Origin of the sequence: Streptococcus alactolyticus (assembly GCF_042649785.1) — a bacterium.
Taxonomy (GTDB): domain Bacteria; phylum Bacillota; class Bacilli; order Lactobacillales; family Streptococcaceae; genus Streptococcus; species Streptococcus alactolyticus.
Window position 1 is genome coordinate 1 of sequence record NZ_JBHRZX010000030.1, and the last position, 5,651, is coordinate 5,651.

The following is a 5,651-nucleotide window of genomic DNA, read 5'->3' on the forward strand; positions in this document are numbered from 1 at the left end:
AAATAACTTCTCTACTGGTTGAATTAAGCAGCTTCCGATAATGATTTCTTCTAGAAATCGTTGATATACTTGACAAATGGTAAAAAAAGAGATCTTCGTGCTCTCTTTTTTTGTCCCACATTAGTAAGAATAACTATTATAAGATTGTGAGTAGGTATCCGTACTACCATAATAGTCGCTATAAGTGCTACTGCTATAATCGTCATAGTAATAGTTACTATTGTAACCATCGCTATAAGTCGTATCGTAGCCGCTGCTATAACTGCTATCATAGGTTCCGTAAAGGTCTTCTGAAAGCACCGTCGTTGTTTTCAGAGTGTCGCTTTCTTTTTGACCCAATTGTTTTTTGATGTTGTTTTGAATTTCTAGCAAGTGGTCCGCGCTGACAATTTCATAAGAAGTACCGTTAATCATTTCGCCTTCGCCTTGAAGCTGATAAGTTTCCACATTGCTCAAAGCGTCTGTGTAACCAAGCAAGCTAGGGATGGTACTTGATGAAATCTCAATATTGGTTTGCATATTGCCACTGACCGCTGACAAGATTTTCTTGTATGAGCTGACACTGTCCAAAGCCAAAATTTTCTTCATCACTTTTTGAATAACTTCACGTTGGCGTTTTTGACGTCCGTAGTCCCCTTCAGGGTCATCATAACGCATACGAGCGTAAACCAAGGCTTGTTCTCCGTTAATCTTATGCGTTCCAGGTTCAACGGTCGCTGTGTATTCAGGTTCTTTTTCAGCAATAGAAATCGGGAAATCAAAGTTATTGGTTACCGTAATACCACCAACGGCATCTACCAAGTCCACCAAACCTTGCATATTGATTTGAATGTAATTATCAATCTCAATGTCCAACAAATCCTGAACCGTCATGATAGCCATTTTAGCTCCACCTGATGCGTAAGCGGCATTCAATTTTGCCTGAACGCCAGTCATATCATTGTCTTTTGGTCCTGATAAAGTCACCAAAACGTCGCGTTCCAAACTGGTCATGGTCGTTGTCTTGGTTTCAGGGTTAATCGTCACCAAAATCATCGAGTCACTATTCCCTTGCCAAGTTGATTTTCGCTCAGAATCTCTTGTATCTACCCCCATCAAGAGGATTGAAATCGGTTTCGTTTGCTTGATGGCTTCACTATCTGAAGTGTTGTAATCTTTGAAAGTCTTTGCCAACTCATTAGTTGAAAAATTGAAGGCTGAGGTAACATAAACTCCTAAAGCAACAAGGGTAGTGGCAATGATAGCCGTTATCATTAACAGTATTTTTTTTCTAAGTTTCATTCGTTTACTTTCAGTCTATCAACCTACTCATCAAGTAGACGTCAAGAAATTCTCCATCTTTCGTTTGTACGCCACGTGACGTCGTAGCGTCTATCCTAAAACCAAACTTTTCATAAAGGTGAATAGCTCTGCTATTTCTCACTTGCACCGTCAACTCCAAACGGTGAATCATTGGCGTGTGTTTTGCCCAGTCAAGAGCCGTCTCCATCAATAATGAACCTAAGCCGTAACCCCAATAGGCTTGCTTAACAGCGATAAAGATATCACCGATAGAGTCATCTTGTGAATGGTCTGAAGGGACAATATTCAAAACGCCTACGAATTCTTCTCCAAGTCGAGCCACCAAACAAATGGCGTTGATGGACTCACTTTGCTGGTCCAAAAAACGAATCATCTCATCCAAAGTCAAGGCTTTGTCTTGAATAATAAAATCCGTTTCCTCAATCACTTTTTGCAACAAGGCTAATAAAGATGAGGCATCCTCCACCTGCGCCTCTTCAATCACAAGGTCTTGCTCACTCACCTTCTAAAGCCTCCAATAACTCCTGACTTCTAGGACCATGAGCTACAAAATCAAGCTTGCGTCCATCACCAGAAGGGGTTAATTGAATGTCTAAATAATCATCTAGCAATTGAGTGTCCAGCAAATTGCCCCATTCAATAACGGTCACCCCATCGCCATATAAAAAATCGTCCAAATCAATCGAATCTGGGTCATTTCCAATACGATAAACATCTAAATGATAAAGGGGCAGACGCCCATCGTACTCTCGAACAATTGTATAGGTCGGGCTTTTGATCATTTGCGTAATACCCAAGCCTTTTGCTATTCCCTTGGTTATGGTCGTCTTACCAGCACCGAGATCTCCAGTCAGGACCAAAACATCCCCTGCTTGCAGCATTAGACCAAGCTTTTTCCCATAGGCAATTAGCTCATCTTCATTTTGACTATAAAACATGTGCCTATTATATCAAAAAACATTTTTTCTTCCAACCCTAACCCGAATTTTCTCCCCAAAATAAAAAGAGCTAAAAGACTGAAGTCTTTCAACTCTTGCAAGTAAGCGTTGTAAAATCTTTTTTATAGGACAGCCAAGAAAATGAAGTTTAAGACAAACAAGGCATCCAAGACCCACATAACCACTGGAATCTCTTTAACTTGTCCTTTAAAGACTTTAACCAAAGTGTAAGTGATGAAACCAGCTGCGATACCGTAAGTAATGCTGTAAGTGAATCCCATAAAGATAGATGTAAAGAATGCAGGAATGGCTTCGTCCAAGTCAGCCCATTTGATGTTTTTAAGGTTTGACAACATCATCACACCAACGATGATTAAGATAGGGGCTGTCGCTTGTGTAGGAACGATAGATACCAAAGGACTAAAGAAACTTGAAATAGCAAAGAGTACCGCTACGACAAGGGCAGTCAAACCTGTACGACCACCAGCTTCGATACCTGCCGCTGATTCCACATAAGTTGTTACGTTAGATGTTCCGGCAACCGCACCAAAGGTTGTCGCAACCAAGTCAGAATAAAGGGCACGGTCAAGGGCAGCAGAATCTTTGCTGTCACCAGTTGCTGAGATGATACCTACTTTTTCACCTGTTCCGACAAGCGTTCCAATCGTATCAAAAATATCTGTTAATGAGAAAGCCAAGATAGCCATCAACACACCAGGCAGACGTGATGGGTCTGAGAAAAGCGCTCCTAGACCTTGGCTACCAGGTGCCGCACCGAAAATTTGTTTCAAGTCGTTGATAGACGCTGATAAATTAGTTGCAGACCAATTAACAGCACCTAAATCAACAACACCCATTAAAATACCAACAATCGTTGTTGCAGCGATAGATAAGATAATGCCACCACGAATGCCTTTCACGATAAAGAAAATAGTAATCGCCAAGCCAATCAAAGCAAGAATGACGGCCGGTGAGTTAAAAGCAACCAAACCTGGTGTTGCTGAGGCATCTGCTGTAATAGAAGCCAAGCCTTTGTCAGCACCAGTTCCTGATACTGTATAAGTACCAGCGTCAATAGAAAATTTCAAGAAACCAGCATTTTTAATTCCAACGTAAGCCAAGAAAATACCAATACCAGCCGAAATCGCTGATTTCAATACAGCTGGAATGGCTTCGATAATCATCTTACGAACTTTAGTTACTGTGATGATAAGGGAAATAATCCCACAAATAAAGACCATTGCCAAGGCTTCTTGCCACGTGTAACCAAGGGCAAAGACAACTGTGTAAGTAAAGAAGGCATTCAAGCCCATTCCTGGTGCTTGTGCGTAAGGAAGGTTGGCATAAAAAGCCATCATCAAAGTCCCTACAACCGCACCAATAATAGTCGCTAGAAAGACACCTTGAGCAGGCATACCAGCTTGCGAAAGAATTGAGGGATTGACAAATAAGATGTAAGACATGGCAAAGAAGGTAGTCAAACCAGCCGTAACTTCTGTACGAACGTCAGTGCCATGTTCCTTAAGTTTAAAAAACTTTTCCATTGAACGTTTTTCTCCTTTTGGTAAGGTTAGTTGTGCGTTGCTTTTTGTTATTTTCCGAACAACTTCCTTATTCTACCAAAAGATCGTTCACTTTTCAACGATTATTTCTCAGGTTTTCGATCCAAAAAGACCAAACAAAGAATTTGGATAAAGGTAAACCCTATGACAAAATGCACCGCATCCCAACCAACGACATTGAGAATCTCAGCAACAACGGTTTTAGGACGTGTGAAAATATCCCAAGAATTCAGCCTTGCATAACGTCCAATGTGAATGGCAAAACTTGAAATAAACGAAAGCAAACCGATGAATATCAAACGCAGGTAATCATTTCTAACCTTGAAGGTTTCCATGATGTTTTTAAAACTCTCAATCCCACAAAGAACACCAAACAAAATGCTAGACACATAAAGCATGTATAAAATCAAGCTCGTCTTGTCCCACAAAACCGTACTAGCAAAATGCATGTGCACAATATCTGTTAGCATATAGAAGGTATTGGGATAGAAAAAGAGCCAGAGCAATAAGCTGGCGTACTTTACCACTCTAAAGCGAACATAGTACGTCACCAGTGAAAAGTCCAATGCCACCAAGGCCAAAAACATATTCCAAACCAAATCTGGTCCCTGCAAATTGTAGTGGTAGATACCAAAGGCAATCATCCCAAAAAAGAGATGAATAAAACCGATTTTTTTAATCATAGCGTCCCCCTTCTTTCTGGTTTTAGTTGTTGTCGATAGTAAAATTATAATAAATTTTTCTTAAAATGTTGTTAAAAAAGCTTACATTTCTAAAAATTCACCATTTTCAAAAAGAGCTTTTCGTTTCGTCCAACCTCCTTTTCTGTTATAATAAAAAGTATGAAAACTAAAATGATTGCATTAGATTTAGATGGCACTTTGCTGCGCCACGATGATACGATTTCGGACTACACAGTGGATACTATCCAAAAAATTCAAGAAAAAGGGCACAAGGTTGTGATTGCAACGGGGCGACCTTACCGCATGGCAGTTAAGCACTACCGTCGTCTTGGTTTAACCACACCCATGATTTCTTTCAATGGTGCCTTGACGCATTTACCTGAAAAGAAATGGGATTTTGAACACAGCGTCACTATTGACAAACGCTACCTTTTGGATGTTTTGGATATGCAAAAGAGCATTGAAGCGGATTTTATCGCCAGCGAATACCGCAAGAAATTCTACATTAGTGCGGAAAATCAGCAAGTGGTCAATCCAAAATTGTTTGGGGTTGAGGAAATCACGGACAAGATGACCATGGATATTACTAAAATCACGGAAAATCCTAATGCCCTTCTTATGCAAACACGTCACGAGGACAAATACGCTCTCGCCAAAGAAATTCGCCAACACTTCAATAACGATATTGAAGTCGATTCTTGGGGCGGTCCGCTCAACATTCTTGAATTTTCACCTAAAGGCGTCAACAAAGCTTACGCTTTAAACTACCTATTAAATGTCTTTAATTTTTCTCCTGAACAACTCATTGCTTTTGGAGATGAACACAATGACACAGAGATGCTAGCCTTTGCTGGTGTCGGTTATGCTATGAAAAATGCAAATGACGTTCTTTTGCCATTTGCAGATAAACAGACAGAATTTTCTAACAAAAACGACGGTGTGGCTAAAGAATTAGAAAAAATCTTCTTGTGAAAAACTTCTTTATTGGAGTTTTTCTTTTTTTCATTATTTTCAAAATCTTTCAACTTTCTTTACAATTTGATAACGAATATAATGACGTTGTAGTCCGATTATTTCATTTGGCTCTTTGTCAACTGTAGTAGGTAGATGAAAAGCTAACACCTAGAGAGGACGAACTTCGTCCTCTCTTTCTTTATGTTCAATGC

At 39.9% G+C, this 5,651-nt stretch carries 6 protein-coding genes; 1 reads left to right on the top strand and 5 read right to left on the bottom strand.

Going from position 1 to position 5,651, the window contains the following annotated elements:
• Positions 1–120 precede the first annotated feature (120 nt).
• The 5 genes from lytR to ACFORE_RS06485 all read right to left on the bottom strand — a co-directional run bounded on the left by lytR (position 121) and on the right by ACFORE_RS06485 (position 4,485).
• The gene (lytR, locus tag ACFORE_RS06465) at positions 121–1,281 is read right to left on the bottom strand and encodes a glycopolymer--peptidoglycan transferase LytR (RefSeq protein WP_380435061.1); all 1,161 of its coding nucleotides are present in this window, start codon (positions 1,279–1,281) and stop codon (positions 121–123) included.
• 10 nt (positions 1,282–1,291) lie between these two features.
• On the bottom strand, positions 1,292–1,804 hold the full coding sequence (locus ACFORE_RS06470) for a GNAT family N-acetyltransferase (protein WP_380435062.1): 513 nt from the start codon (positions 1,802–1,804) through the stop codon (positions 1,292–1,294).
• On the bottom strand, positions 1,797–2,240 hold the full coding sequence (gene tsaE, locus ACFORE_RS06475) for a tRNA (adenosine(37)-N6)-threonylcarbamoyltransferase complex ATPase subunit type 1 TsaE (RefSeq protein WP_168261435.1): 444 nt from the start codon (positions 2,238–2,240) through the stop codon (positions 1,797–1,799). Before tsaE ends, ACFORE_RS06470 begins: the two co-directional genes overlap by 8 nt.
• A 122-nt stretch (positions 2,241–2,362) precedes the next feature.
• Complete coding sequence (locus ACFORE_RS06480) at positions 2,363–3,784, bottom strand: NCS2 family permease (protein ID WP_154455499.1); 1,422 nt, start codon at positions 3,782–3,784, stop codon at positions 2,363–2,365.
• A 101-nt stretch (positions 3,785–3,885) separates the two neighbouring features.
• A complete protein-coding gene (locus ACFORE_RS06485) occupies positions 3,886–4,485 on the bottom strand; it encodes a DUF1361 domain-containing protein (protein WP_154455498.1) in 600 nt (199 codons plus the stop codon).
• A gap of 159 nt (positions 4,486–4,644) precedes the next feature.
• Here ACFORE_RS06485 and ACFORE_RS06490 point away from each other — a divergent pair, with 159 nt between their 5' ends.
• On the top strand, positions 4,645–5,457 hold the full coding sequence (locus ACFORE_RS06490) for a Cof-type HAD-IIB family hydrolase (protein ID WP_154455497.1): 813 nt from the start codon (positions 4,645–4,647) through the stop codon (positions 5,455–5,457).
• Positions 5,458–5,651 lie beyond the last annotated feature (194 nt).

Bases quoted from the DNA above. Each gene is read 5' to 3' on its own strand.
- lytR (WP_380435061.1), bottom strand. From the start codon at position 1,281: ATGAAACTTAGAAAAAAAATACTGTTAATGATAACGGCTATCATTGCC.
- ACFORE_RS06490 (WP_154455497.1), top strand. From the start codon at position 4,645: ATGAAAACTAAAATGATTGCATTAGATTTAGATGGCACTTTGCTGCGC.
- tsaE (WP_168261435.1), bottom strand. From the start codon at position 2,240: ATGTTTTATAGTCAAAATGAAGATGAGCTAATTGCCTATGGGAAAAAG.
- ACFORE_RS06480 (WP_154455499.1), bottom strand. From the start codon at position 3,784: ATGGAAAAGTTTTTTAAACTTAAGGAACATGGCACTGACGTTCGTACA.
- ACFORE_RS06485 (WP_154455498.1), bottom strand. From the start codon at position 4,485: ATGATTAAAAAAATCGGTTTTATTCATCTCTTTTTTGGGATGATTGCC.